Source organism: Streptomyces sp. NPDC002889 (assembly GCF_042888425.1).
GTDB lineage: Bacteria > Actinomycetota > Actinomycetes > Streptomycetales > Streptomycetaceae > Streptomyces.
Window position 1 is genome coordinate 1 of sequence record NZ_JBIAPT010000027.1, and the last position, 26256, is coordinate 26256.

Annotated in this window: 22 protein-coding genes and 1 pseudogene; 7 read left to right on the forward strand and 16 right to left on the reverse strand. The window is 70.8% G+C overall.

What is annotated here, in order from left to right; translation table 11 throughout:
- The 12 genes and pseudogenes from ACFYWI_RS31375 to ACFYWI_RS31430 form a co-directional block, all read right to left on the reverse strand.
- A pseudogene (locus ACFYWI_RS31375) lies at nucleotides 1–1466 on the reverse strand (hypothetical protein); the annotation flags it as partial.
- 370 nt (nucleotides 1467–1836) lie between these two features.
- A complete protein-coding gene (locus ACFYWI_RS31380; RefSeq protein ID WP_033329633.1) occupies nucleotides 1837–2154 on the reverse strand; it encodes a hypothetical protein in 318 nt (105 codons plus the stop codon).
- 93 nt (nucleotides 2155–2247) lie between these two features.
- Nucleotides 2248–2583, reverse strand: a complete 336-nt coding sequence (locus tag ACFYWI_RS31385) for a hypothetical protein (RefSeq protein ID WP_389239041.1) — start codon at nucleotides 2581–2583, stop codon at nucleotides 2248–2250.
- A gap of 396 nt (nucleotides 2584–2979) precedes the next feature.
- Complete coding sequence (locus ACFYWI_RS31390; protein WP_389239043.1) at nucleotides 2980–4503, reverse strand: aldehyde dehydrogenase family protein; 1524 nt, start codon at nucleotides 4501–4503, stop codon at nucleotides 2980–2982.
- 88 nt (nucleotides 4504–4591) lie between these two features.
- Nucleotides 4592–6154, reverse strand: coding sequence for a GMC family oxidoreductase (locus ACFYWI_RS31395; protein ID WP_389239045.1), 1563 nt, complete (start codon nucleotides 6152–6154; stop codon nucleotides 4592–4594).
- 64 nt (nucleotides 6155–6218) lie between these two features.
- A complete protein-coding gene (locus tag ACFYWI_RS31400) occupies nucleotides 6219–7769 on the reverse strand; it encodes an APC family permease (protein ID WP_389239047.1) in 1551 nt (516 codons plus the stop codon).
- The gene (locus tag ACFYWI_RS31405) at nucleotides 7766–9235 is read right to left on the reverse strand and encodes an aldehyde dehydrogenase family protein (RefSeq protein WP_389239049.1); all 1470 of its coding nucleotides are present in this window, start codon (nucleotides 9233–9235) and stop codon (nucleotides 7766–7768) included. Before ACFYWI_RS31405 ends, ACFYWI_RS31400 begins: the two co-directional genes overlap by 4 nt.
- Before the next feature lie 153 nt (nucleotides 9236–9388).
- Nucleotides 9389–10642: a GAF domain-containing protein gene (locus ACFYWI_RS31410; RefSeq protein ID WP_389239051.1), complete on the reverse strand. Its 1254-nt coding sequence runs from the start codon at nucleotides 10640–10642 to the stop codon at nucleotides 9389–9391.
- Nucleotides 10639–10851 carry a hypothetical protein gene (locus tag ACFYWI_RS31415; protein WP_389239053.1) on the reverse strand — a complete coding sequence of 71 codons (213 nt, stop codon included), beginning with the start codon at nucleotides 10849–10851 and terminating at the stop codon, nucleotides 10639–10641. The genes ACFYWI_RS31410 and ACFYWI_RS31415 overlap by 4 nt, the downstream gene beginning before the upstream one ends.
- 163 nt (nucleotides 10852–11014) lie before the next feature.
- Complete coding sequence (locus ACFYWI_RS31420) at nucleotides 11015–12382, reverse strand: esterase-like activity of phytase family protein (RefSeq protein WP_389239055.1); 1368 nt, start codon at nucleotides 12380–12382, stop codon at nucleotides 11015–11017.
- Between the two features lie 457 nt (nucleotides 12383–12839).
- The gene (locus ACFYWI_RS31425) at nucleotides 12840–14135 is read right to left on the reverse strand and encodes an SWF or SNF family helicase (protein WP_389239057.1); all 1296 of its coding nucleotides are present in this window, start codon (nucleotides 14133–14135) and stop codon (nucleotides 12840–12842) included.
- Nucleotides 14132–17023, reverse strand: coding sequence for a DEAD/DEAH box helicase (locus tag ACFYWI_RS31430; RefSeq protein WP_389239059.1), 2892 nt, complete (start codon nucleotides 17021–17023; stop codon nucleotides 14132–14134). Before ACFYWI_RS31430 ends, ACFYWI_RS31425 begins: the two co-directional genes overlap by 4 nt.
- 321 nt (nucleotides 17024–17344) lie before the next feature.
- Between ACFYWI_RS31430 and ACFYWI_RS31435 the strand changes: the two genes are divergently transcribed.
- Nucleotides 17345–17527, forward strand: coding sequence for a hypothetical protein (locus tag ACFYWI_RS31435; RefSeq protein ID WP_389239061.1), 183 nt, complete (start codon nucleotides 17345–17347; stop codon nucleotides 17525–17527).
- Between the two features lie 362 nt (nucleotides 17528–17889).
- On the opposite strand, the gene ACFYWI_RS31440 is transcribed toward ACFYWI_RS31435, so the two are convergent.
- From ACFYWI_RS31440 to ACFYWI_RS31450, 3 genes are all read right to left on the reverse strand, one after another.
- Complete coding sequence (locus tag ACFYWI_RS31440; protein WP_389239063.1) at nucleotides 17890–18696, reverse strand: hypothetical protein; 807 nt, start codon at nucleotides 18694–18696, stop codon at nucleotides 17890–17892.
- 74 nt (nucleotides 18697–18770) lie between these two features.
- The gene (locus ACFYWI_RS31445; protein ID WP_389239065.1) at nucleotides 18771–19106 is read right to left on the reverse strand and encodes a hypothetical protein; all 336 of its coding nucleotides are present in this window, start codon (nucleotides 19104–19106) and stop codon (nucleotides 18771–18773) included.
- Nucleotides 19107–19207: 101 nt separating this feature from the next.
- Nucleotides 19208–19846, reverse strand: a complete 639-nt coding sequence (locus ACFYWI_RS31450) for a class I SAM-dependent methyltransferase (protein ID WP_389239068.1) — start codon at nucleotides 19844–19846, stop codon at nucleotides 19208–19210.
- A gap of 161 nt (nucleotides 19847–20007) precedes the next feature.
- Here ACFYWI_RS31450 and ACFYWI_RS31455 point away from each other — a divergent pair, with 161 nt between their 5' ends.
- Genes ACFYWI_RS31455 through ACFYWI_RS31470 form a run of 4 tightly spaced genes read left to right on the forward strand, consistent with a single transcriptional unit; the run spans nucleotide 20008 to nucleotide 24168 of the window.
- Nucleotides 20008–20817 carry an MHYT domain-containing protein gene (locus ACFYWI_RS31455; RefSeq protein WP_389239070.1) on the forward strand — a complete coding sequence of 270 codons (810 nt, stop codon included), beginning with the start codon at nucleotides 20008–20010 and terminating at the stop codon, nucleotides 20815–20817.
- 41 nt (nucleotides 20818–20858) lie between these two features.
- Nucleotides 20859–23351: a nitrate- and nitrite sensing domain-containing protein gene (locus ACFYWI_RS31460; protein WP_389239072.1), complete on the forward strand. Its 2493-nt coding sequence runs from the start codon at nucleotides 20859–20861 to the stop codon at nucleotides 23349–23351.
- Entirely contained in the window at nucleotides 23348–23770 is a 423-nt protein-coding gene (locus ACFYWI_RS31465) for a roadblock/LC7 domain-containing protein (RefSeq protein WP_389239075.1), read from the forward strand. The genes ACFYWI_RS31460 and ACFYWI_RS31465 overlap by 4 nt, the downstream gene beginning before the upstream one ends.
- Nucleotides 23767–24168: a DUF742 domain-containing protein gene (locus tag ACFYWI_RS31470; RefSeq protein ID WP_389239077.1), complete on the forward strand. Its 402-nt coding sequence runs from the start codon at nucleotides 23767–23769 to the stop codon at nucleotides 24166–24168. The genes ACFYWI_RS31465 and ACFYWI_RS31470 overlap by 4 nt, the downstream gene beginning before the upstream one ends.
- Here the strand turns inward: ACFYWI_RS31470 and ACFYWI_RS31475 are convergent.
- Nucleotides 24155–24757 (reverse strand): GNAT family N-acetyltransferase, encoded by a 603-nt coding sequence (locus ACFYWI_RS31475; RefSeq protein ID WP_389239079.1) that lies wholly within the window; start codon nucleotides 24755–24757, stop codon nucleotides 24155–24157. The two genes, ACFYWI_RS31470 and ACFYWI_RS31475, sit on opposite strands and share 14 nt — an antisense overlap.
- Nucleotides 24758–24985: 228 nt before the next feature.
- On the opposite strand from ACFYWI_RS31475, the gene ACFYWI_RS31480 reads away from it, so the two are divergent.
- The gene (locus tag ACFYWI_RS31480; protein WP_389239081.1) at nucleotides 24986–25591 is read left to right on the forward strand and encodes an ATP/GTP-binding protein; all 606 of its coding nucleotides are present in this window, start codon (nucleotides 24986–24988) and stop codon (nucleotides 25589–25591) included.
- 102 nt (nucleotides 25592–25693) lie between these two features.
- Nucleotides 25694–26098, forward strand: a complete 405-nt coding sequence (locus ACFYWI_RS31485; protein ID WP_389239083.1) for a roadblock/LC7 domain-containing protein — start codon at nucleotides 25694–25696, stop codon at nucleotides 26096–26098.
- The last annotated feature ends 158 nt before the right edge of the window (nucleotides 26099–26256 follow it).

Below are 26256 nucleotides of genomic sequence, written 5' to 3' on the forward strand. Positions count from 1 at the left end.
CCCGCTACGACAAAACCGCCGAGTCCTACCAGGCAGCCGTAACCCTCGCCTCGCTGCTGATGTGGGCGTGACACTTTGACGACAACTCCTAGGCCGAGCCTTGCTTGCCTGCCTCGTACGATGTTCTCAAGATCCCTGACCGCCTGGCGCGGCCAGCCGCTATCGCCGATCACTATCGCCAGCACAAAGTCCGCCCCTGCTGCTCCCCCTGCCCGGGCGCATTCGAGAGCCGCAGTCGCCCGTGACAGATGACTCGCCTGATGGGCGAGCAGCCCCATGTCATAGGCATCAGCGGGCTCGACCCGGGACAGCAGAGCCTGCCACAAGTGGTCCGGCACTGGAGGCAGTCCCGGTACGTTCAACAGGTAGTCGAAGGCGGTGTAGCCCTGACTGTAATTGCCGATCAGGAGCCCGCTGGTGGCGTAGGCAGCCTTGCACGCCCACGCCATCGCCTCGGCAAAAGGTTCCGGCTGCAGGTCTGGCCCGCCGCGCTCAGCGAGGTAGGGCGGGTGGAGGTCTTGGAGCCACTGTCTGCTCACTGGGCGTCGCAGCCCCGACCGGCGGCAGTCGACGGCCGCCGTCACAAGGGCCGCGCCCCGCGGATTGGCCCCCGGCGCCCAGGCGTTCTCCCACGCAGCCAATAACTCCGGGCCGGCTGCGACCACTTCTGCGAGACCGAACCGGTCGCAGCTGACCAGGGCCAGCCTGATCCGCGGGTCTTCCCGGTGCGCCGCAGCACGCTGCCGCTCTGCCGTGGACCAGTGGCGTGCCAGGCGGATTTTCACCGCCAGGTGCAGCACTTCCCGCTGGACCCGCCAGGCGTCCCGGTCGGATCCTGTCAGCCTGCTCTCCTCACGGGCGTCATAGCGCCGGTACTCCTCCGACCGCATGGTAGCCAGCACCACGACACGGCCGGGCCGGCCTTGAAGGAGACCGGCCAGCATGGACGCGGTCACCCCGTCGGCACCCAGATAGTTTTCAAGGTCGTCCAACCACAGGACAGCACGTCGGCGACGCTGGGCCACCTCAATGGCTGGGGTGAGCGCTGCCCTGGTCATAGGGCGCACGAAGGCATGCCGGGGGAAACGCGACCGAGCAACCTCATATGCCAGACGGGACTTCCCGGCAGTCGATTCGCCCACAATGAGCACGAAGCCACCCCGTTCCAGCGCTTGCCGCAACAAGGGATCGGCATCGCGTTCCACGTAGGGCGTTGCCGAGCCATGAGCATGCTGACCGTCTGCGGGATGAACACCAGCCAGTTCGGGACGGTCCAACTGGCTGACTCTGGGAATGCCTCCCGACGCCGTCCTCAACAGCGCGGCGACACTCCGTTCGGCGTGCTGCGGCCGCAAATGGTCTGCAACAAGGCTGTATACGGCCGTGACGGCCGCGCCGATACCGGTGGCCAGCGGACCGGACGTCCAGGTAGCAGCGAGCGCCAACGCGCAGGCGCCGATTCCCACGGCCGTCGAATACCTCAACCAGCCCCGAGTCCGGCTGCCCTCTTGCCGAAGATACGGTGACACGCTGCCCCCATTGCGTGACGTGGTTCTCCATTCTCGCCAACGTGTCGGCCCTGTCGAGGGGATTGCCGGTACGTGACCGAGCTGGGTCTTCGGGACAGCACCGAGGCCCCGGCGCTCTGCCGGGGCCTCGGTGCTGTCGGAGATTCCCGAGCGTCTAGCGCCCGTTGGGCCGGATATGGCGACAGGGATCGCACAGGGTGCGGATCCAGCGCCCGCCTGAAGGCCCTGATCGACCTCGGCCTCGGCTACCTCACCCTCGGCGAGGACACCCCCGCCCTCTCCGGCGGCGAGGCGCCAGCGCCTCAAGCTAGCGGAGACCGGCTTCGATCTCGTACTGCCGGATTAGCTCCTGATAGTCGGCAGGGTCCACGTCATGGTGCAAGGTGACGTTCGCCCCCTTGGCGACGGTGGCGATCTCGACCAGCAGCCGGTTGGCCTCTTCTTCGGTGGCGTAGAGCCCGACATTGATCTGCGTCCCGACTGCGGCGGTGGCCCAGGGGACGGGGCAGGGCGGCGCGTGGTCAGGGACCGGGCACAGGATCAACGAGATGACTTCCTGCAACTCCTGCGCGTCCTTGCCTACGGGAACGTGGATCTCGTAGACGCGCCTGCTCTGGCCGGTCATAGGAGCCTCCTTCCCCCCAGGATACGGGTGGGACAAGGGATGCGCCGCCGGAGATCCCGCCTTTGCGATCTCCGGGCGCGGCGCCCGTGCGGGTCAGCGGCGGTAGCTTTCCAGGGTGCGGCAGTGTCGCTTGTAGCTGCCCTTCTCGACGGGGATGTTGCGCTTGGCGGTGTTGACGGCCGCTTGCTCGGTAGGGCCGTTGCCCCATGCGGTGCGCTTGGTGTAGGTGTGGCCGTTGCGGACGATGTCGCACTTGACCTTGGCGTGCCATTGCTTGCTGATGGCCGGGTCGTCCTGGGCGATGGAGTGGTGCTGAGCGGAGCTGTCCACGGTGGCAGCCGAGGTACCGGAGGTGAAGAGCCCGAAGGTCGCCGCAAGTACAGCCGCTCCTACGGCTGCGCCCCGGGCCAGGGTGATGAACTTGTTCATGAAGACATTCCCGCTCAATTTCTTTGGACGGTCCTGACGAAACAGTCTCGGGCTGGTGTCGCCACTGGCGTCACCGAGAGTCACACCCCCCTCCCACCGGAACCGGCCCGAGCTGCCGAATCGGCCGATTCCACGCCGCTACTACGCGAAGTTGTTGGCCGGAACACGTGACCGCGCCAACCAGTTGATCGAGCATTCGATGAACCACTGGGAGGCGACGCGGATGCCGGGTCAGGCGCAGGCTGGTCCGGAAATATTCCGGACCAGCTGGTCAGGGCGGGGATGACAGTGGGACGAACTGAGAGTAAGGAAGCATTTCGCCTTGCTCCTTGATTGCGGTCAATGAAGGGCGCCTGGCTGGGAGTTTTCCCAGTCCAGGCGCCCTTTTCCATGCCTCTAGAAGAAGCCCAGCTTCTTCGGCGAGTACGACACCAGGAGGTTCTTCGTCTGCTGGTAGTGGTCCAGCATCATCCGGTGGGTCTCGCGACCGATGCCGGACTGCTTGTAGCCGCCGAACGCCGCGTGCGCCGGGTACGCGTGGTAGCAGTTCGTCCAGACCCGGCCCGCCTGGATGGCCCGGCCCGCCCGGTAGGCGGTGTTGATGTCGCGGGTCCACACGCCTGCCCCGAGTCCGTACAGCGTGTCGTTCGCCGCGGACATCGCGTCCTCGAAGTCCGTGAAGGACGTCACCGCGACGACAGGTCCGAAGATCTCCTCCTGGAAGACCCGCATGCGGTTGTCGCCCTCGAAGATGGTGGGCTGTACGTAGTAGCCGCCCGCCAGCTCACCGTCGTGCTCGATGCGCTGACCGCCGCTCAGCACCTTCGCGCCCTCCTGCCGGCCGATGTCCAGATACGAAAGGATCTTCTGGAGCTGTTCGTTGGAGGCCTGCGCACCGATCATCGTGTCGGTGTCCAGGGGATTGCCGGGCACGATCAGTTCGGTCCGGGCGATGCCCGCCTCCAGGAATTCGCCGTAGTGCCCGCTCCCTATCAGCGCCCGCGAGGGACAGGTGCACACCTCGCCCTGGTTGAGGGCGAACATGGTGAAGCCCTCAAGAGCCTTGTCGCGCAGCTCGTCGTCGACTGTCCAGATGTCGTCGAAGAAGATGTTCGGCGACTTGCCGCCGAGTTCGAGGGTGACCGGCTTGAGGTTCTCGGAGGCGTACTGCATGATCAGCCGCCCCGTCGCGGTCTCCCCGGTGAACGCGATCTTCGCCACGCGTTTGCTGGACGCCAGCGGTTTACCGGCCTCCTCGCCGAAGCCGTTGACGATGTTCACCACGCCTGGCGGCAGCAGATCGGCGACCAGGCTCATCCAGAAGTGGATGGACGCAGGGGTCTGTTCGGCCGGCTTCAGCACCACCGCGTTGCCCGCCGCCAGTGCCGGAGCCAGCTTCCAGGTCGCCATCAGGATCGGGAAGTTCCACGGAATGATCTGCGCGACCACACCGAGCGGCTCATGGAAGTGGTAGGCGACGGTGTCGTCGTCGAGTTCGCTGAGCGTGCCCTCCTGGGTGCGCACCGCACTGGCGAAGTAGCGGAAGTGGTCGATGGCGAGCGGAATGTCCGCGGCCAGTGTCTCGCGCACCGGCTTGCCGTTCTCCCAGCTCTCGGCGACCGCGAGCTGCTCCAGGTTCGCCTCCATCCGGTCGGCGATCCGCAGCAGGACGGTGGCGCGCTCGACCGGGGAGGTGCGTCCCCAGGAGGGGGCCGCCGCATGGGCCGCGTCCAGGGCGCGCTCGACGTCTTCGGCGGTGCCGCGGGCGATCTCGGTGAAGGGACGGCCGTTGACCGGGCTCGGGTTCTCGAAGTACTGCCCGCGGGCCGGGGGGACGTACGCGCCGCCGATCCAGTGGTCGTAGCGGGACTCGTAGGAGACGATCGCGCCGTCGCTGCCGGGGCTTGCGTATCGGGTCATGTCCAGGACCTCCCGGTGAGGGTGGAGCCCGCCGTTGGACGCCACTCGCCGCGAGGCTATGAGCCGGTACGTTGCAACCAGGTTGCGTTCAGCCCGCCTTGATCAGATCGGCGGCCCGTTCGCCGATCATCATGGTGGTGATGCACGGATTGACCGTGGGCAGGAACGGCATCACGGACGCGTCCGCCACGCGTAGCCCGCTCACGCCCTTCACCCGCAGCTGCGGATCCAGCGGTGAGGCGGAGTCGCCCGGCGCGCCCATCCGCACCGTTCCGGCCGGGTGGTACACGGTGTTGTGGGTGTCGCGGATGTACGAGAACAGCTCCTCGTCGGTCGTCAGCCCCGGCCCGGGCGCGAGTTCCGTTCCTGCCCATGGCACCAGCGCGGTCTGGGCGGCGATCTCGCGCGCGAGGCGCAGTCCGTAGATCATCACCCGGATGTCGTGCTCGTGCGTGAAATAGCGAGGGTCGACCTTCGGCTTGTCCCTGAAGTCACGGCTGCGCAGCCGGATAGTGCCCTCGGAGCGTGCCCGGGTCACATTCGGGGTGAGACAGAAGGCGTTGTCGGACGTCGGATAGCCACGCCGGTAGGTGTTCATGTCGAAGGGCACCGAGCCGTAGTGGAACATCAGATCCGGCCGGTCGAGGCCCGGTTCGGTGTCGGCGAAGATGCCGATCTCCCACCATTGGGTGGAGGTGGTGACCATGGGCTGCCTCGCCTCCCACATGATCACCCCCTCCGGATGGTCCTGGAGATGGGAACCGACGCCGGGGGAGTCGACCCGCACTTCCACCCCGTTGTCCCGCAGATGGCGTTCGGGACCGATGCCCGACAGCATCAGCAGCTTCGGCGCGTCGATCGCCCCGCAGCACACGATCACCTCGCGCCGCGCGCGTACCGCCCCGCTGTGGATCGTGTCCGGCTGCAGATACTCCACCCCCGAGCAGCGGGCCCCCTCGTCGAACAGCAGCCGCTTGGCCTGCACCTGCGTGCGCACGTCGAGGTTCGGCCGCTTGCCGAGCACCGGATGCAGATACGAGACGGATGCGGAGGAACGGGTGCCGTCCTCACGGGCGTTGATCTGGAACCAGTGCGCGCCGCGCACCACCGTACGTCCCGTGTTGAACGGTCTGGTGGGGATGCCGGCGGACGAGCAGGCGGCCAGCAGCGCCTTCCCGCACGGGTCGTTGGGCGGCACGGTGCGGATCCTGACGGGCCCCGAGCGGCCGTGGTGGTCGCCGGGCGCGTCATTGTTCTCCAGGCGCTGGTACAGCGGGAAGCAGTCCGCCGCGCTCCAGCCGGTGCACCCCATCGCCGCCCATTCGTCCAGGTCCTCGGCCGGTGCCCAGAAGGCGATGCAGGAGTTGTGCGAGGAACAGCCGCCCAGCACCTTGGCGCGGGCATGCCGCATGAAGCTGTTGCCGTTCTCCTGCGGCTCGATCGGATAGTCCCAGTCGGGGCAGGACTCGAGCAGCGCCATCCACCGGTCGAGGCGCAGGATGCTCTTGTCACCGACGTCCGACGGGCCCGCCTCCAGCACACAGACGCTGACGTCGGGGTCCTCGGTGAGCCGTGCGGCGATGACAGCACCGGCTGTGCCGCCCCCGACCACGACATAGTCGAACTCGGGCAGCGGGCTCTGAGCGGGCATCTGCGCCTCCGGGATCAGAGGATCGAGGGATCAAGGGGCGGAGGGATCGGGTACGACACGGGGATCACGGGGTTTCGGCGGCGGGCACGGCCCGGTGTTCGGCGAGCACGCCCGTTTTGCGCCGCTGTACGAACCAGTAGTAGGTGAAGCCGCCGAGCGCGACGACACCGATGAACAGGAACGCGCCCCAGCGCAGGTACCAGTGCTGCGGGCCGGTCGCGTTGTAGACCTCGGCGCGGGGCCAGGCCAGGTTGATCGACATCGCCACGCCCCACAGCACGGCCAGGATGTTGATCGGCAGCCCGAGGCGGCCCAGCGAGAAGCTGCCCTCCCGCGGCTGCCAGCGCCCGCGCAGCCGCTGGACCAGCATCGGCGCGGTGACCAGCAGATACGCCAGATAGATCATGATGATCGCGATGCTGGTGATGACGGAGAAGATCTGCGGCTGGTTGATGTTGATGACCAGGATGACCAGGCCCACCACACCGATGACGACCGCGGGCACCACCGGTGTCCGGAAGCGCGGACTGACCCGGGCGAGCCGCGAACCCGCCGGCAGATTGTTGTCCCTGGCCATGGCGAACATCAGCCGGATTCCTGCGGCATGCACGGCCAGGACGCAGACGGTGATGGCGACGACCACGCACCACAGGAAGATCTCGCCGATCGTCGTTCCGAGTGTCACGAGCACCACGTACTGCAGGCCTTCCGTGGACAGTTGCTTCGCGTCCAGGTCGGGCACGGCCATCAGCGCGAAGAGCAGGATGAGGCCACCGATGATGAACGAGGCGATCAGCGCCCGCAGAATCGCGCGGGGTGCGTTGCGGGCCGGATCGTGGGACTCCTCGCCGAGCGACGACGCGGTGTCGAAGCCGTACATCACGTAGGCGGAGGCGAGAGAGGCGGTGAGGAACGCGCCGAAGTAGCCGAGAGGCTCGCCGGCGCCCAACCCGTAGGTGTCGGTCAGCACGGTGCTCGGCCCACGGGTGATGTGGGCGGCCAGGCAGATGATCAGGGCGACGGCGGCGACCAGCTCGATGAACACACCGGCGGAGTTGATCCGGGCCATGAGCTGGACACCGAAGGCGTTGACGACTGTCGAAAAGAGAATGAGTACGCTGCCCAGCAGCACGGCATTGGCCGCCGCGTCGGTCTTGCCGGTGCCGTCGCCCACGAACTGGAACCAGGGGTCGATCCGCGGCAGCGTGATCTGGTAGGCGAGCGCCACGGCCGAAAGGGTGACCATGGTGGCCGTCATCATCATCCAGCCGCCGAGCCAGCCCACGTGCGGGCCGCCCATCTTCTTCGCCCAGTTGTAGACCGAACCGGCGACGGGATAGCGGGCGGCGAGCTCGCAGAAGCAGAGCGCCACCATCAGCTGGCCCACGAACACCATCGGCCAGGACCACCAGTAGGCCGGGCCGCCGAAGGCGACGCCGAAGTAGAACAGCTGGAAGGTGCCGGTCAGGATCGAGATGTAGCTGATCCCGGCGGCGAAGGTGTGGAAGTTGCCGAGGGTGCGCTTCAGTTCGGGACGGTATCCGAGCTCGGCAAGCGAATCGTCGTCGCCGCCGCTTCCGCCGCCGTGTGCCGGATCGGCATGTTCCGTACTCATTCGAACCACCGCTGCGGTTTGGGCTCCAGATTCCGCCAGATGTGTTTGGTCTCCCGGTACTCGGCCAGGCCGGCCGGGCCCAGCTCGCGACCGAAGCCGGACTGTTTCACTCCGCCCCACTCCGCCTGCGGCACATACGGATGGAAGTCGTTGATCCATACGGTTCCGGCGCGCAGCCGGGCCGCCACGCGGTGTGTGCGCCCGGCGTCCTGTGACCAGACCGCGCCCGCCAGCCCGTACATCGTGTCGTTGGCCAGGGCCACGGCCTCCTCCTCGTCACGGAACCGCTCGACGGTGAGCACCGGGCCGAACGACTCGTCGCGCACCACCGACATGCCCGGTGTGCACTCGTCCAGCACGGTCGGCAGGTAGTAGTAGCCGCCTGCCAGCGCCGGATCGGCCGGCCGGGTGCCGCCGCAGCGCAGCACCGCGCCTTCCGCCAGCCCTGCTGCCACATAGGCCTCGACCTTCTGGCGGTGCTCGGCCGAGATCAGAGGGCCCGCCCGGGCGTCGGGGTCGAACGGGCCGCCCAGCCGGATCGCGCGGGCACGTGTGACCAGCTCGTCGACGAAACGGTCGTGCAGTGTGTTCTGCACCAGCAGCCGCGCCCCGGCCGAGCAGACCTGGCCGGAGTGGAGGAAGACCGCCATCAGGGCGTGGTCGACAGCGGCGTCGAAGTCGACGTCGGCAAAGACGATGTTCGGGTTCTTGCCGCCCAGCTCGAGGGCGACCTTCTTCACCGTGGGCGCCGCGGCGGCCATGATGCGCCGCCCGGTCACCAGACCGCCGGTGAAGGACACCATGTCGACATGCGGGTCCTCGGTGAGCGGCGCGCCGACCACGGGCCCCGTGCCCAGGACGAGATTGGCCGCCCCGGCGGGCAGCCCCGCCTCGGTCAGCAGCCGCATCAGCATGATGGCCGTGTGCGGGGTCAGCTCGCTCGGCTTGAGGACGAAGGTGTTGCCCGCGCCGAGCGCGGGTGCGACCTTCCACGCGGTCTGCAGCAGGGGATAGTTCCACGGGGTGATCAAGGAGCACACCCCGACCGGCTCGTGCACCACCCGGCTGTCCACCTGCGGGTTGCCGGCGTCCACGACCCGGTCGGTGCCGCCGGACGCCGTCAGATTCCCGAAGTAGCGGAAGCAGGCCGCGATGTCGTCCATGTCGTACTCGCTCTCCACCTGCCTCTTCCCTGTGTCCAGGGACTCGGCGCGGGCGAGTACGTCCTTGTCGCGCTCCAGCAGATCGGCGACGCGCAGCAGCAGCCGGCCGCGTTCTGCCGCAGGGGTGTGCGGCCACGGGCCGCTGTCGAAGGCGTCCCGCGCTGCGGCGATCGCCGCTGCCGCGTCCTTGGGGCCCGCCTCGTCGATCACGGCGACCAGCGTGCCGTCGGCCGGGCAGCGGATCTCGCGCACGTTCCCGTCGACGGCGGCGGTCCACTCGCCACCGATGAACAGATCCGGCATCGCGCACCTCCCAGGTCGGACGGCCGGGCAACCTCTGCATGCCCCACTTCCTGACCCTAAGGAGAGCGGGCCCGGTCCGCAGGGCGGGAGAGGTCATCCGGCGATACGGTCCACCGGACATCCGTTCGGTCCGGCCGCTGCGGTACGCGGTGATCAGGAAGCCTGCCTGCGGTCCAGTTCGTGCACGCGGGCCAGCGCGGCGGGGCGCTGCGCCGCGGGGAGCGCGGACGCCAGCGCCCGCCACACCGCGAGATCGTCCTCAGCCCACGGGCTGTACGCCCAGTCCGCCAGCAGCCCCGGGTCCCCGCGTGCGATCAGCGCCCCGCGCAGCTGGTTCGCCAGCCGCTCGCGCAGTCGCGCCACCGCCGGTGCCTGGGAGGCGGGCAGCAGCGGCCCCGGGTACGCGCCGAGCGCCCCGGTCACCGCCCCGGACGCCAGTCGGCGTGCCACCGTGTCGAAGTCCGCGTCGACGGGCACGGCCAGCCGGTACGGACGTGAACGCAGCAGCTCCGGGCCGAGCAGATGACGTAGCCGGGACAGCTCCGCGCGCAGGGTGACCGAGGTGACCGACTCGTCCTCGTACAGCGCCACCAGCAGCTCGTCACCGCCGATGCCCTCGGGGCGTGCGGCCAGCAGGGCCAGGATCTCGCTGTGCCGGCGGCTGAGGCGCAGCGTACGGCCGTCCAGCGTCAGCAGCGCCTCGTCCCGGCCCAGCGCGCTCAGTCGCGGACAGCCGGACGCGGGTGGCGGGGCGATCAGCGCGAGCTGGGACTCGGCGGCCCGTGCCACCGCGCCGACGAACGCGAGGCTGTGCGGATGGGCCAGCCGGTCCCCGCCCGTGATGTCGACCGCACCGAGCACCCGGCCCGTACGGGGATCGTGGACCGGAGCCGCGGCGCACGTCCAGGCGTGTACGGGGCGTCGGAAGTGCTCCGCGGCGAATATCTGCACCGGCCGGTCGACGGTGATGGCCGTGCCGGGTGCGTTCGTGCCCACCACCGTCTCGGCCCAGCGGGCGCCGGGTACGAAGTTCATCCGGTCCGCCTTACGGCGGGTCGCGGACGGCCCTTCGACCCACAGCAGCCTCCCGTGCGCATCGCACACCGCGACCAGATGCTCCCCGTCCATGGCGTACGCGCCCATCAGCTCCCGGACCAGCGGCATCACGCGCGCCAGTGGATGGCTCTCCCGGTAGGCGCCGAGATCCTCGCCTGCCAGCTCGACACCCGCCACTCCCTCCGGGCTGACGCGCGCCCGCGCCGAGCGCCGCCAGGAGTCGGCGACCACGGGGCGCACCGGCAGCTCGACGCGCCCCGCCGTCAGATACGCGTCGTGCGCCCGGCGCAGGGCGGCGCTGCGCTCCGCCGGATCCGCGCCGGGCTCCAGGGCCACCCATGTGTCGCTCAACTCGGCCTCCCGCGGCCCATCGTGAACCAGGCCATGGTGAACCAGGCCGGGGACTCCGACAAGCCGCCCGTGCGTCGGGCGACGTTGACGAGGCGGATGCGGCGCGACCAGTGGGCCGGGTCGCTGCGGGCGGCGCCGGGTACCTCGATGTGGCCGAAGATGTGTCCCCGGTCCTTCGGCAAACGGTGTGCGGACACCGCTGTGGCCAAGTTCCGGAAGATCGCCACGGTACCGGCGTGACCCGGGCGATGTACGTGTCCCGATGGTACGGACCGCCGCGCCGACGTGCGGAAGACGGCCCGTACCCGGTCAACTACCCCTGCTGCGCGTCACGTTGGCTCGTCACTGCATGCTGATCCTGACCCGGAAGGGTCACCCCCGCGGCGGCCGGGCCAGACGCACATAGGTCACCGAGGTCTCCACACCACTGTCGACCAGACGCCCCTGCGCGTCGAATGCCTCGGGCCCGTCCGTCATGCCGAAGTCGTTGTCGTTGATGACCGCGAGCGTGCTGCGTCCCACCAGGGCGACGCCCTCGATCTTGCCCGGGATGCCCGCCACCGTGCCGAGGTCGGCCACGAGCCGCTTGCGGAGCACGGGCACCTGCGCCGCGGCGGGGTCCTCCAACTGCTCGTAGGAGGGTGAGGTCGCCGGATCGTCCCACACGCCGCCCAGGATGCCCGCGCCACCCGGCAGCGTCACCCGGTGCAGCCGGGCGGCGCGGTCGGTCCGCTCCTGCACCAGAAGGCTGTTGCCGCCTATCGCCACGAGCGAGGAGATCTTGAGCTCGGAGGTGTCGTGCTGGCCCGGGTCGACGACGCCCACCGGGTCGAAACGGTACGCGTACTCGGCCGTCACCGTCCGCTTCTTCGGCGAGAAGCGCAGCAGCCGGGCATTGCGGGAGTCCTCACCGGCGTCCTGGTCCGGCACCGACAGCGGGCTCTGCGCGGCCAGCACCAGATCGCCGTTCGGCAGCTGGGCCAGGCCCTCGAAGCCCCGGTTGACCTTGCGCTGCAGCAGGATGCCCGGCAGCGCCTCCACGACGGGGTAGTCGGCGCCCTTCAACGCGAGGCCCTTCGGGACGTAGCGGGCCAGGACACGGCCGCGCGCGGAGACATGGACCAGGGACGGCCCGTACTCGTCGGCGAGCCAGAAACTGCCGTCCCCGGCCCGCACGATGCCCTCGGTGTCCAGGCCGTTCGGGTTGTACGACAGCGGCGTCCGCGCGTCGTACGTGTACGGGGCCTCGTCGCGCGACGTCTGGTTCGGCAGCCCGGTGACGGCGGCGCCCTTCGCGCTGGTGATCGGGATCGCCTTCAGCACACGCACCCGGTCGCCCGTGACGCGGACCTTCACGATCGCCGGGTCGAACCCGGGGACCGGGAACGTACGGCGTTTCTTGCCGTCGACCTTGATCTGCCCGTTCGGCCCGCGGTCGGTCACCGTCCAGAACTCGCCCTTGCGACCCGCAGGGTAGATGTCACTGCCGATGCCACCGAGGTCCACACCGCGGTCGTCGTCCACGGTGCCGGGCAGCAGGCCGTTGCTGAACTGCGCCAGGGGGAGCTCGTCGAGTACGGCACTGCCCGTGATCCGCGGGCTGGTGTCGTGGCCGCCGCCGTGCCGCGTCGTGCCCGTGGCGGTCCCTGCGACGGCGATGGCCGCGACGAGCGCGAGTGGCAGGCCCACCGTGAGAGAACGTCGGGCGACGGTGCGCCGGGTGCGCGCGTGCGGGGACATGGGGCCTCCTGGCAGGCAGTTCGGATGACAGGGGCCAGGGTGATCGTTCTGCTCGAACGCCGTACGACGTCCGAGTGAACGCAGTCAGAAGCGCGGAGGTCACGGCGTCGCGGCCCTGCAAGGGGGGCCGTGACGGCCCGCGTTGGACGCCGTGTCCACGCCGCGGCGACAAGGGCACGGTGACGAGTGCGCCGTATCGGCGGGCGCGGAGCGGCGAAAGGGTGGCGTCGCCGGGCCGGCGAGTGATGCGGGCGTGACCGCCACGCCCCGGCACGCGGGCGCGTCGTCGCCTCATGCCGGTCGCCCTCCGCCTGTCGCCCCACGCGGGGCGGATGGAAGTGCGACAACGTGGCGTCGCTCCGCCTCCCCGCCCGGCGACATCCGCTTCGAGCAGGCAGGCTCGGTACGGGCGGCGAGGCAGGCGACACCGAGCTGCCCGCGTCCTGCGCGGGGCGCGTCAGCCCGCCTCGCCCAGCGCGCCCGCCAACGCCGAACCCGGGTCGCCCGACGGCGGGCCCGCCGGGGCCCATGTGCCCTGCTCCTTGCGGTACGGCCACCAGTGGCCGTCGGGACCCAGTCGCAGTTGCGCCTGGGCGCCGACCACGGTCCATCGTGCGGGTCCGGCCGCGCGCAGCTGTGGCCGGTCGGCGTCGTCCCATGCGGTGGCGAGCGCTGCCGCGGCCCGGGCCAGCAGCTCGGGACCGGGTGTCCACTCCTCGTCGAGGACGGCGAGCCCGGCGGCCCCGCCGTACCGCCATGCGCGTACCGCCAGGGCGAGTTCGGCGCGCCGCCGTGCCGTCCCCGTGGCCAACCGTCCCTCGATCACCGGGCCCGGCACCCGCACCGCCATCCGGACAGCGTCCTGAGCCGGTGTCAGCTCCGGCTCCGACGGCAGCTCCGCATGGCCCGGTGCCAGCGCCCGGGCAAGTGTCCGGTGCGCCCGCGACGCCGCATCCGACGCCAGGAACTCCAGCGCGGTGGGGTCGAGCCCCGGCGCCGCAGGGGTCTCGGTGTCCAGGGCGGGACCCGGCCCCGGCTCGTCCGGCAGCGGTGGGGGAGCGGGCAGCGGCGGCAGGATGCCGCCCGCGGCGAACGCCTCGTCCGCCCGCACCGCTCGTACCCCGGCCGGCGCCCGCTCCTCGTCCTCGGCCTGCCCGGCGACGTTCGCCCGGGCACCGCTGCGCAGTTGCAGCTCGTCCAGCAGCCGGCGCTCCCCGCGCCCCCGCATCAACAGCAGCACGAACGGGTCCTCGTCCAGCAGGCGTGCCATCTGGTAGCACAGCGCGGCCGTGTGCGGGCAGTGGTCCCATGCCTCGCAGCTGCACTCGGGCTCCAGATCGCCGATGCCCGGGAGCAGTTCGACCCCCGCAGCCGCCGCGTCCTCCATCAGGAGCGGCGGCATGTCCCGGTCGAGGAGCGCCGCGATGTGGCCCGCGCGGTCCACCGCCATGTCCAGGAACCGGTCCCACTTCTCCTCGGCCAGCTCCTGCAGCAGTACATCGCTGCGGTGCGCGGTTCCGTCCCGGTCCCGGACGACCGCGGTGATCCGCCCAGGCCCTACGGACACTGCCCCGACGGCGCCTTCGCGGGCACGCCTGCGGCCCTTCCGCAGCTGCTCGCTGTCGAGCGCCGTGTCCTCCAGCGCCTTCAGCCAGCTCCGCCCCCACCAGGTCCGCGCGAACCCCCTGCCGTGCGCGGGAGGCAGCGCCGCGAACGTCCGCTCCGGCTCGCCCGAGCCGCTCGCCCCGCTCATCGTGCACTCCCTCGCAGTCCGACAAGATCCGCCAGCTCGGCATCCGTCAGTTCCGTCGGCGCGGCCTCGCCCGAGCCGAGCACCGTGTCGGCCAACTCCTGCTTGCGTGCCAGCATCTGCGCGATCCGGTCCTCGATCGTCCCCTCCGTGATCAGTCGGTGCACCTGCACCGGCCGGTCCTGGCCGATCCGGTAGGCGCGGTCGGTGGCCTGCGCCTCGACGGCAGGATTCCACCAGCGGTCGTAGTGCACGACGTGCTCGGCCCTGGTGAGATTCAGGCCGGTGCCCGCCGCCTTCAACGACAGCAGGAACACCGGCACTTCACCGCTCTGGAAGCGCGCCACCATCGCCTCCCGCTCGGTGACCGGCGTGCCGCCGTGCAGGAACTGCGTGCGCACCCCGCGCGCCGCCAGATGCAGCTCGAGCAGCCTGGCCATCTGGACGTACTGCGTGAAGACCAGCACGCTCGCGTCCTCGGCCAACATCGTGTCCAGCAGCTCGTCGAGCAGTTCCAGCTTCCCCGAACGGCCCGCGATCCGCGGCCGCTCCTCCTTGAGGCCGTACTCCTTCAGATACTGCGCCGGGTGGTTGCAGATCTGCTTCAGCGCGGTGAGCAGCCTGACCACCAGGCCGCGCCGCTCCATGCCGCCCGCCCCGGAAATGGCGGCGAGGGTCTCGCGCACCACCGCCTCGTACAGCGCGCTCTGTTCCCGCGTCAGCGACACCGCACGGTCGGTCTCCGTCTTGGGCGGCAGCTCAGGGGCGATACCGGGGTCGGACTTGCGGCGGCGCAGCAGGAACGGCCGGACCAGCGCGGCCAGTCGCTGCGCAGCCGCCGGATCGTTGCCGCCCTCCACCGCCTGCGCATAGCGGGTACGGAACGTGCCGAGCCGCCCGAGCAGTCCCGGCGTGGTCCAGTCGAGGATCGCCCACAGCTCGGAGAGGTTGTTCTCCACGGGCGTGCCGCTCAGAGCGACCCGGGCCCTGGCCTCCAGGGTGCGCAGCTGTTTGGCGGTTGCCGAGTACGGGTTCTTGACGTGCTGTGCCTCGTCGGCGACGACCAGGCCCCAGGCGACCTCACGGAGCCGGGCCGCGTCCAGCCGCATCGTGCCGTAGGTTGTCAGCACGAACTCCCCCTCACCGAGCGCCTGAAGGCTGCGCGCGGCGCCGTGGAAGCGGCGTACGGGGACCCCGGGCGCGAATCTTTCGATCTCGCGCTGCCAGTTGCCCATCAGCGACGTCGGGCACACGACCAGGGTCGGGCCCGCGGTCGACCTGTCGGTCCGGCGGTGCAGATGCAGGGCGATGAGCGTGATGGTCTTGCCGAGCCCCATGTCGTCGGCGAGACAGCCGCCGAGGCCGAGCGAGGTCATGCGGTGGAGCCAGTTGAGGCCGCGAAGCTGGTAGTCGCGCAGGGTCGCGGCGAGTGCCGGCGGCTGTCCGATCTCCTGGACCCCGCCCTCGGGATCCGCGAGCCGTTCCCGCAGCCGTTCCAGTGGGCCCGACGCCGCCACGTCGACCCGGCGTCCGTCCACTTCGGCGGACCCGGTCAGCACCGCACGGAGCGCCGCCGCCGGAGTCAGCTTGCGGTCGTGACTCCCGCCGGCGCGCCGTGCCTCCTCCGGGTCGATGAGCACCCAGCGGTCGCGCAGGCGCACCAGGGGGCGGCTGGCTTCGGCGAGCCGGTCCAGTTCGGTGCGGGTCAGTTCCGTGTCGCCCAGTGAGAACCGCCAGTTGAAGGAGAGCAGGGCATCGGGTGACAGGAACGAGGGCAGGGCCGACCCGTCCTGGTCCGTCGGCTGACGCCCCTCGTCCGCCGGGCCGATGACGGCACGCGCGGTCAGTCCGCGGGCCAGCTGCTTGGGCCAGTGCACCTGGACACCGGCCCCCGCGAGCGCGCGGGACGCGTCGCCCAGCAGCTCGCCGGCCTCCTCGTCGGCGAGTTCGACCGCGTCCGGCACCGCGGCCTCCAGCAGCGGCGCGAGCGGCGGCCAGGCGCGGACCGCGCGGCGCAGCGCGAGCAGCGCGTCCAGCCGGGCGCGCGGGCCGAACGCCGTCGCTGTGGAGCCGTTCGCCGCCCAGACCTCGGCGGCGTCGGCGACGAGGGCCGCATCGCCGACGCTGTGCATCTGGAGCACGGCACGGAAGGCGAGCCCGGCGCCGGTCGCATCGGCATGCTCCAGCCCCGGCAACTCGATCCGCAGGGAGAGCCGTACGCCCGCGTCATGTCCGGCGGCGACGTCCGCCGCCCAGGCGCGCTGCTCGGGCAGCCGCTGGACCTCGTGCGCCGCGAAGGAGGGACCGCCCGCGGCGCAGGAGGCCGCGGGGGTGCGGGGCAGGCCGTCCGCGACCGCGTCGAGGAACTGGCGCAGCAGCCACTCGGGTTGGGGCAGCATCAGCGGGTCGGCCGTGGCGTCCAGCGGAGTGCAGTGGGCGAGGGGCGGCATCGACGCCGCGAGCGTACGGACCCGTTCCTGGTCCTCGGGAGTGAGCGGGCCGGCCCGCCACGCGTCGGCGTCCGTGGGGCTCACTCCCGGCAACAGCAGTCCGCGCGCGGCGAGTTGGAGAGCGAGCAGCGTCGCCGCGCCCCAGAAGGCCGCGGAGCCGGAGGCGTCGGCCGATGCGCGCGCCCCGGTCAGGACCGGCAGAGCGTCCCGTACGGGCAGCACGCGTGCCTGCACGGCGACGGTGCGCAGGTCGCCGGTGACCACGGTGAGCGGTTCGAGGACGCCTGGCCCGGCCGGGAGTTCACCGCTTTCGGGGGGCAGGAAGGCGATCCGGCCGGTGCGGGGCGGGTCGCCCGCCACGAAGACGGCTGAGCAGCGGATCAGACTGGTGAGGGTGGACTCGGTGAGCGGGGAGGGTGTTGCCGCGGGAGGCCGGTGCACAGCGATGATGCATTCCTCAAATTTGACTACTGTGGTCCGAATCGCCGAGAGTACCTCACCGCACACCCCCGCGGGCGGGGCGGGCCGGTGACATGTCTCACATCCTCCGGGCGCGCTGGTGGGTGCCCGTCCCCACCTCCCGCGGCCATGAGCTCGGCATAGCCTCCACCGGGACCGGACTCGTCGCGTCGTACCGGCCGGCGCCAGAACCCCTCTGCACCAGGTCGGCGAATCACCGCGCACGGCCGCATAGTGGAACCGCGGGGCGAGCGCGCGCGTTCTCACAGCAGGAGCGGCCACGGCCGCGAAGGAGGCGTCGAGATGTCGACACGTACGAAGCTTGTGATCGGGGGAGTGGCCGTCGGCCTGCTCCTGTGGCCGTTGATCGGATTCTGGCTGTCCCTGCTGGTCGTGGTCGCCGTGCCGACGGTGGCGTACTTCATGCTCGACCCGAGCCAGCGCCGAAGGCTGCGCCGGGTGTCCCGCAAGGAGATCGGCCGCTGACCCGCAGCTTGGGGCCGTACCGGTAGATCACCGGCGGATCGAGCGCGCCTGGAGCAGATGTGCAGCGGCAATCCAGCGCCGCACGAGACAGTGACAGGGTCCCGCCCGCGGACCTGTCGACCGCGTACGGTCCGCGGGCGGCGCGCCATGCCCGCACCGACGGTCCCGCAACAGGGCCACACGATGCCCTCGACCCGGAAGACGCCCTACGGCCGACCGTCGGGTCCCTGGTCCGGCCGGGACATCGGAGATCGAGGCGCTGCACACCCGTCCGGAACCCGACACCGCGCGCGGCGCCGCCCAGGCGGCGGGCGCGGGCCGACGCGTGACTCAGGACGGTGTACGACGCACGGGCGTATCGCTCAGGACGACGGGCGTACGGCCATTTTGTCCAGCGCTTCCAGCAGCCCCGGCAGCTCCGGCCCGCGGCCCACCGGCAGCACCTCGCCCGGCTCGTCGTCCAGCAGCAGGAAGGCGATGTCGTCGGTCCTGGCCACCATGGACCAGCCGGGACCGTCGGCGCGCAGGGTGCGTGCCCCGCCGGGGGCGAAGGTGGAGCGGACCCGCCCCGGCGGCGGGGGCGACTCCACGTACGCGCGTGCCTGCTTCAGCGCGCTGCGCACACCCTCGGAAGGCTGCTTGCGCTCCGCCTCGGGCGTGTCGGGGGAGGGCAGCACCTCGGCGTCGTCGATCTGCCCCCGCCACTGCGCCCACTGAAGTGCGACCTCGTCCGCCCCGAGCCTGCGCTGCGCGGGCCCCCAGGCGGCCGTGTCCGGCGGGGCGAGCGGCGCGCGGTCGCCCTCCTCCTGCACGGGGTCGTGCGGTGCGGGCACCCCGGGTGCGGCCACCGCCACGGCGAGCGGCCAGCCCGGCAGCGCGCAGACGACGCTGCGCTCGTCGGGTGACAGGTCGTAGTCCATGCCGCAGTCCCACGACGCGATGGCGACCGCCACGAGCGACACATCGTCGACCACGACCGTCCAGCGGGCGCCCGCGGAGTCCTGGCCGAGCACCAGCCCGTACCCCTCGGCATACGGCTCGAGGGCCAGCGCCTCACAGGCTGCCGGGTAGTCGTCGCCGAGCACGCTCGGGAACTGCGCAGGTGTCAGCAGTACCGCGGTCAGCACATACAGCGCGTCGTCGTCGAAGGCTTCCTCCGCCCCGGCCACGGCACCCTCCCCATCCGATCGTTCGTCGGCGCACCATAACCACTGGTTAACCCGCACGTCGAGGGTCCGCGGGGCTAATTCGGTTCGGCCGGTTCCGCCCCGGGGAGGCCGAGGAGACCGCGCGCCACCGATTGGGGGGACTCGTCCCGCTCACGGGCGAGGGCGATCAGCGCCCGGCAGGCGAGCTCGTTGACCCCGAACATGAGCGCCTCGGGGGACACCCAGCCCGCCGCCTCGTCGATCCGCTCCTGGTCGTCCTCGGCGCATGCGGTCACATAGACCGCGGCTGCCTCGAAGATGTTGTGCTGCGGCGCGCGGGGACGCGGGACCGCGGGCGGTGCGAGCCGGGCGCTGCGGACAGCGGCGCGGGCAGCGAAGAACGTGCGGAGTCGGCTGAGCACGCGGACCACCTTCCGTAGGGCGGCGGATGCCGCCCTGCCATTGAAATCTTTCCTTCTCACACAGAGCTGGAACGGCCCGGAGCGGGTCGGCGGACCGGCACCGCCCTCTGTCATTGCTCCCGGTTGCCCCCCAACGCGTCGTCTACGTCTTTGTTCTGACGGACCGCCAGGGCGAGGAAGCGGTGGTCCTCGTCCGTGTACGCGGTCATCCGCCAGCCCGAACCGTCAAGCAGTGCACGCAGGTTGGGCTCGGCGCGCAGATCGTCCTCGGTGATTCGGCGGCCGTGGCGAGCGGCGAGCGCAGCGCGTCCGATGGGATGGAAGAGAGCCAGTCGGCCGCCCGGCCGCACCACGCGCGCCACCTCCCGCAGATTCTCCCCCGGCTGCGGCAGATGCGCGATGAGCCCTGCCGCGAACACCGCGTCCAGCGAGCCGGAACGCAGCGGCAGCGCGGCCACATCGGCGAGCAGCAGGCTGCCGCTGCCGTCCCGTCCGGCGCGCCGGGCCGCAGCGAGCATCGCGGGCGTCACATCGGCACCGATGACGGTGCCCGCCGGCCCCACGGCCGACCGCAGGGGAGGCAGGGCGCGCCCCGTACCGCAGCCCGCGTCGAGCACCACGTCGCCGTGGCGCAGTCCCAGCTCGGCCACGCCCGCGGCGTAGGCGGGATCGTCGTCCGGGAAGCGGCTGTCCCAGTCCGCGGCCCGCGCACTGAAGAACTCCTGCACATCTGTGTGGTCATCGGCCATGTGCTCATGATCGGACATGACCCGCCAGTTCGTCACGCGACCGCACGGCGCACACGTTCGAGCGCGGCACGGTCGTTCATAAACATCTCTCTGTCATATTCCATCAGCTTTCGAACTGCGCCCCCGACGTGCGCCCCACGCGGGGCTAGCGTCCCTGAGCCATGGGACACCTGGACCACGCCGCCTTCGGCCTGCTGACGCCCGTGCTGTCATACGTGATGGCCGTCATCGGCGCTGCCCTCGGGCTGCGCTGCACCGTGCGTGCCCTCGGCACGACCGGCCGCTCCCGGCGCAACTGGCTGATCACCGCCGCCTCCGCCATCGGAACCGGGATCTGGACGATGCACTTCGTCGCCATGCTCGGCTTCGCCGTACGCGGCACCGACATCCGGTACAACGTGCCTCTGACCATCCTCAGCCTGCTCGTCGCCATGCTCGTCGTCGGCGCAGGCGTCTTCTGGGTGGGTTTCGGACGCGACCGGGGCAAGGCTCTGCTGGTAGGCGGACTCGCCACCGGACTCGGCGTCGCCAGCATGCACTACATGGGCATGGCAGCCCTCAGGCTGCACGGAAGCGTGCGCTACGACCCACTGCTGGTGGCCCTGTCCGTCGTCATCGCCGTGGTCGCCGCGACCGCCGCCCTGTGGGCGGCGCTGAACATCAAGTCGCCCCTCGCCGTAGCGGTCGCCTCGCTCGTCATGGGCGCCGCGGTCAGCAGCATGCACTACACGGGAATGCGCGCGGTCGCCGTCCAGGTCACCCCGGCCGGCGCGGAACTGCCCGGCGCCACGGCGATGCAGTTCATCTTCCCCCTCGCCGTGGGCCTCGGGTCGTACCTCTTCGTCACCTCGGCGTTCGTCGCACTCTCGCCGACCGCCGGCGAACGAGCCGCCTACACCTCGGCGGGCCGCCCGGCCGATCCCGAGACCGCCGACCCCGCCACGGCGCCCTCCACCACCGCGCCCGCCTAGCCGGCGCCGCCGCACCAGCCCCGTACCGGAACGAGGAGGCCATGCGCACACCCCGCAGGAACCCGGGTGCGAACACCCCGCCCCCACCCCCGCCGCCCCCGGGTGCGGCCCGCGGACGACGCGCACACGCAGGCCCTCCCGCTCTCGAGCACACCGGCCAGGAGCCACGCATCGACATCGACCTACCGCCGGCGGCTTCCCGCGGCAGCCTTCTGCCGCGCCCCAGAACCGTACGGGCGAAGATCATCTCGCTGCTGATGGTGCCCGTCCTGTCTCTGCTGGCCCTGTGGGGCTTCGCCACGGTCACCACCGCGCAGGACGTGGCCCGCCTGCGGCAGCTCGAGCGCATCGAGGAGCAGGTGCGCGAACCGGTCGCGGCCGCCGTGGAAGACGTTCAGGAGGAACGGCGTGCGGCACTGCGGCAGATCGCCGTCCCTTCCGAGGAACGCGCCGCAGCCCTCCGGTCACAGGCCCGCCGCACCGACGACGCCGTGCGCAGGCTGCGGCTGGACGACAGCCACACCGTCGCAGCGGGCGGCGAGGTGCCGGGCGACGTGGCGAAGCGGCTCGACGCTTTCGTGGCCCAGGCGGAGAAACTGGGCACGCTCCGCACTGCCGCACTCGAGCGCAGGGTTACGTGGAAGACGGCGTACGAGGGCTACAACGCCGTCGTCACCGCCGCGTTCGACGTCACCGGATCGCTCAGCGGCATGCAGGACGGCGGACCCGGCTCCGACGCCCGCGTCCTCCTCGAGTTCGCCAGGGCCGGCGAGATGCTTGCCCGAGAGGACGCCCTGCTCGGCTCGGCGCAGCTCGCCACCTCCCTCGACGCGGAGCGGCAGCGGCTGTTCACCGGCGCCGCTGCCACCCGCGCCGCGCTCGCCGAGGCCGCCGCGGCAGATCTGCGCGGCCCCGAACGCGCAGCCTGGCGCAGGCTCACCGAGCACACCACGTACCGGCAGCTGGGCACAGCGGAAGAGGTGGCCGCCACCGCGCCCGCGGGCCGCCGAGCGGCATCTGTCGTACCTCCCGGCGCCTGGGAGACGGCACACAGCGCTGTACGCGACGGGATGCGCACCGTCGAATCCGACGCCCGCGCCCGCGCCGCGGCGCGGGTCGACCCGGTGACCGGCGGCATGCTGACCGGGGCCGGGGCCGCAGTGGTCCTCGGTCTGGTCGCCGTCACCGCCTCGCTCGTCATCTCCGTGCGCATCGGCCGCGTCCTCGTCGTCGAACTGATCAGCCTGCGCAACAGCGCACTGGAGATCGCCCGGCGCAAACTGCCCCATGCCATGCGCCGGCTGCGCACCGGTCAGCAGATCGACATCCAGGCCGAGGCCCCCGAGGGCCCGTCGGCCGAGGACGAGATCGGCCAGGTCGGCGAGGCCCTGGGCACCGTGCACCGCGCCGCGCTGAGCGCAGCCGTCGAACGCGCCGAACTGGCCGACGGCATCTCGGGAGTCTTCGTCAACCTCGCCCGCCGGAGCCAGATCCTGGTCCATCGACAGCTCACCCTGCTCGATGCGATGGAACGCCGCGCGGACGACCCCAACGAACTCGGCGACCTGTTCCGGCTCGACCACCTCACCACCCGCATGCGCAGGCACGCCGAGAGCCTGATCATCCTGTCCGGCGCAGCCCCTGGTCGCGGCTGGCGCATGCCCGTCCCGCTGACCAGCGTGGTACGGGCCGCCGTGTCCGAGATCGAGGACTACGCACGGGTGGAGGTGCGCCAGTTGCCCGAGGCGGCCGTCGTGGGCGCCGGCGTCGCCGATGTCACCCATCTGCTGGCCGAACTGGTCGAGAACGCGGCCCAGTTCTCCCCGCCGCACACCAAGGTGTGCGTCAGCGGCGAAGCCGTCGGCAACGGCTATGTGCTGGAGATCGAGGACCGCGGACTCGGCATGGGCAAAGAAGCGCTGGCCGAGGCCAACCGGCGGCTGGTGGAGTCGGAGGCCCTCGACCTCTTCGACAGCGACCGGCTCGGCCTCTTCGTCGTCAGCAGGCTCGCCCTGCGCCACGGCATCCAGGTCCAGCTGCGCCCCTCGCCCTACGGAGGCAGCACCGCCGTGGTCCTGCTGCCCACCCCGCTGCTGCAGAGCGCACCGCCCCTGGCGGGCAGCTCTCACGACCGCATCGACCCGCCCGAGAAGGAAACATCCCTGCCCCCCGAACCCGAGCGCCAAGGGGCCGTACCCGTCGCCCCGGCCACGCCCCGCTCCGCCATCGAGGCGCAGCCCGAAGGCCGCACACCCGCCGGGGTCACCACTCTGCGCCGGCGCGGCCAGGCGCCCCAGGCCGCCGACGGCGAGCTGCCACGCCGGGTCCGCCAGGCCCATCTCGTACCGCAACTGCGTGAAGCGCCCAAGCCGGAGCAGCCCGAGGGCCACACGGCTCCCGGCGCCGACGAGCCCGAGCACCGCACCCCCGAACAGGTACGCGACCGGATGACGGCGTACCGCGACGGCTGGACCCGGGGCGCCGGCGCCGCGCCCGGGTCGTCCGCCCCAGGCAGTGAAGGAGACCTGTCATGACCGAGCAGATGCGGGCCGCGGCCCACCACCCTTTCGGAGACCTCGACTGGCTGCTCGACGACTTCGTCATGCGGGTCGCACAGATCCGGCACGCCGTCGTGCTGTCCAACGACGGTCTGCCGGTGGGCGCGTCGAACGCACTGACCCGCGAGGACGCCGAGCACCTGGCCGCCGTCGCGTCCGGCTTCCACAGCCTGGCCAAGGGCGTCGGACGCCACTTCCACGCGGGCGGCGTCCGTCAGACGATGGTCGAGATGGACGACGGATTCCTGTTCGTCGCGGCAGCGGGCGACGGCTCGTGTCTGGCCGTGCTCACGGCCGTCGGCGCCGACATCGGGCTGGTCGCCTATGAGATGGCCCGCCTCGTCAAACGTGTCGGCGAGCACTTGCGCACCCCGCCGCGCGTCAGCGCGCCATGACCGGCCCGGCCGAGCCCGCAGGCAGTCAGTGGTACGACGCGGAGGCCGGTCCGCTGGTCCGCCCGTACGCGATGACCGGCGGGCGGACCAAGCCCGGCCCGAGCAACGTGCGGTTCGACCTCATCGCTCTTGTGGTCGTCGACGCGGAGGCGCCCGGTTCGGCCGAGGAAGCACTCTTCGGCCCCGAACACCGCGCCCTGTTGGCGTTGTGCCGGTGCGAAACGCAGTCCGTGGCCGAGCTCGCAGCCGACGCCGATCTGCCCGTCGGCGTCGTACGGGTGCTGCTCGGCGATCTGCTCGAAGCGGGCCTTGTCAAGGTCAGCCGGCCGGTGCCGCCCGCCCAGTTGCCCAGCGAAAGGATTCTGCGGGAGGTGATCGAGGGCCTCAGAGCCCTGTGAACGGGCGGCGCGTGCCCGGAGCCGTCGGGGTGTTCTGCCGCTGCCATGCATCCCTGGTCAGCCAGTATTCGACATCGCCGTGCTCGGAGCCGTCGATCTTGTGCGGCCACTCCTCGAAGAAGGTGCGGACGTGGCGCAGGCCTGCCTTTTCCATGACGCGCCGCGAACGGACGTTGACCGTCATCGTGTAGGCGGTCACCCGCAGTACGCCGAGTTCGGTGAAGCCCTTGCGGATCAGCGCCCGCGCACCTTCTGTCGCGAGTCCCCGTCCCCACGCCGCCCGGTTCAGCCGGTAGCCCAGCTCGACCGTCTCGCAGCTGTCGTCGGCCGTCGGCCGGAACTCGAACCAGCCCAGGAAGCTCCCCGTGTCCCGCTCCTGGGCGATCCAGAACGCGCGGCCCCCGACGCAGGGACGGTCGTGGACAAAGCGCGCAAGCACCTCGCGCAGAAACGTCTCACGCGAGGTCGGCGAACCGCCGTTGATGTAGTGCATGACCTCGGGATCGTTGTGTAGCTCCAGCACGTGATCCACATCGGCGTCGGTGAACGCGCGCAACGTCAGACGGCTGGTCTCCAGGAAGACGGACATTATCCGATCCTGGTCACGTGGCCCGGCGGCCGCCACCGAAATATCAGCGGCGAACACCGACGATCCGCGGCGACCCGATGCACACCGAAACGGGCAGCGAGCGAACCGGAACAGTCACAACGCTCTAATAGTGATCGCTTCCCGCGCGACCCGGTCGTGGTTGCCATGCTGTCTGAAACTCCGTACGAACCTCCGTCGAACATGTGTCGACCCTGAGAGAAGTGGCCGATGTCCTCCGAGAGTTTTGACAGCACCGGTGGGGATTCCACCGCCCTCGCGCTGAAGATACTGGTCGCCGGCGGCTTCGGCGTCGGCAAGACCACGCTGGTCGGCGCGGTCAGCGAGATACGGCCACTGCGCACCGAGGAACAGCTCAGCGAGGCGGGCAGCACCGTCGACGACACCGAAGGAGTCGACGGCAAGACGACCACGACCGTCGCGATGGACTTCGGGCGGATCACCATTCGCTCCGGCCTGGCCCTTTATCTCTTCGGCACCCCGGGACAGGACCGCTTCTGGTTCCTGTGGGACGAACTCTCCCAGGGAGCCCTCGGCGCCGTCGTCCTCGCCGACACCCGGCGGCTCGGCGACTGCTTCCCCGCCGTCGACTACTTCGAGCACCGCCGTATCCCCTTCGTCGTCGCCGTGAACTGCTTCCCCGGTGCCCGCACTTTCGGCGCCCACGAGGTCTCCTGCGCCCTTGACCTGGACCGGGGGACCCCCGTCGTCCTGTGCGACGCACGCGACCGGGACTCCGGGAAAGAGGTGCTCGTGCGTCTGGTCGAGTACGCGGGGCGGATGTACACGGCGCGCATGCTCGATTCGGTGAGCTAGCCGCACCTTGCCCTGCGCCCCCTCGTACGAAAGGCTTACGGCGGACGAACGGCCCAAGGCGGGCACGGGGACACGGGGAACGTACAAGCGGGGAGGACGACCATGGCGTTGGACAAGGCACTCGACTGGCTGCTGGACGACCTGACCAAGCGGATCGAATACATCAAGCACGCTTTGGTGCTGTCGAACGACGGGCTGGTGACCGGGGCGAGTACGGGGCTCGCCCGCGAGGACGCGGAGCACCTTGCCGCTGTCTCCTCCGGTCTGCACTCGCTTGCCCGGGGCTCCGGGCGCCACTTCCGCGCGGGACGGGCGCGCCAGACGATGGTCGAGTTCGACGAGGCGCTGCTCTTCGTGACCGCCGCGGGCGAGGGAAGCTGCCTGTGTGTACTCAGCTCAGCCGAGGCGGACGTCGGCCAGGTCGCCTACGAGATGACGCTGATGGTCAACCGGGTCGGCGAACATCTCGGCGTATCGGCCCGGCAGTCGGGTGACAGCGAACTCTGATCATTGTACCGATCCTGACCTGCGGATATTCGATAGGGATGGTCTGATTCGGGGAGTTGTCCACAGGCCGCACGGAACGTTCGGCCGCAGGGCTACGGTCGTCACCGGGAGCATTCACATCTCACGGGGGAGACCGTCATGACGGTGCAGGAAGCAGT